Origin of the sequence: Streptomyces tricolor (assembly GCF_002155905.1) — a bacterium.
GTDB lineage: Bacteria > Actinomycetota > Actinomycetes > Streptomycetales > Streptomycetaceae > Streptomyces > Streptomyces tricolor.
Map to the genome: position 1 here is coordinate 1 of NZ_MUMF01000831.1, position 592 is coordinate 592.

The following is a 592-nucleotide window of genomic DNA, read 5'->3' on the forward strand; positions in this document are numbered from 1 at the left end:
GATGATCGCCAACCTGCGCGACACCACGATCGCCAACAAGGAGCAGGACTGGCTCAAGGGCAACCTGGCCCGGATCTCCGCCCTCATGCAGGGCCGCCGGGACCTGGAGGACGTGGCCTCGCTGATCATGAGCGAGCTGACGCCGGTGGTGTCCGCGCAGCACGGCGCGTTCTTCCTGGCCATGCCGCTCATGGAGGGCAAGGACGTCGGCACCGGCGAGGACGACTACGAACTGCGGATGCTGGGCTCGTACGGCTACTCGATGGGCTCCATGCCGACGTCGTTCCGGCCCGGTGAGGCCCTGATCGGCACGGCCGCCCAGGAGAAGCGCACGATCCTGGTGGACCGGGCGCCCAGCGGCTACCTGAAGATCTCCTCGGGGCTCGGCGAGGCGCCGCCCGCGCAGGTGATCGTGCTGCCGGTGCTGTTCGAGGGCAAGGTGCTCGGCGTGATCGAGCTGGCGTCCTTCACGCCGTTCACGCAGATCCAGAAGGACTTCCTCAACCAGATCGCCGAGATGATCGCGACCAGCGTCAACACCATCTCGGTCAACACCAAGACCGAACAGCTGCTCAAGCAGTCGCAGGAGCTG

The 592-nt window shown here is 66.6% G+C and carries 1 protein-coding gene; it reads left to right on the plus strand.

Going from position 1 to position 592, the window contains the following annotated elements:
* Positions 1-592, plus strand: a 592-nt coding sequence (locus CCN44_RS40300) for a GAF domain-containing protein (RefSeq protein WP_143650408.1), incomplete at both ends; no start/stop codon positions are given.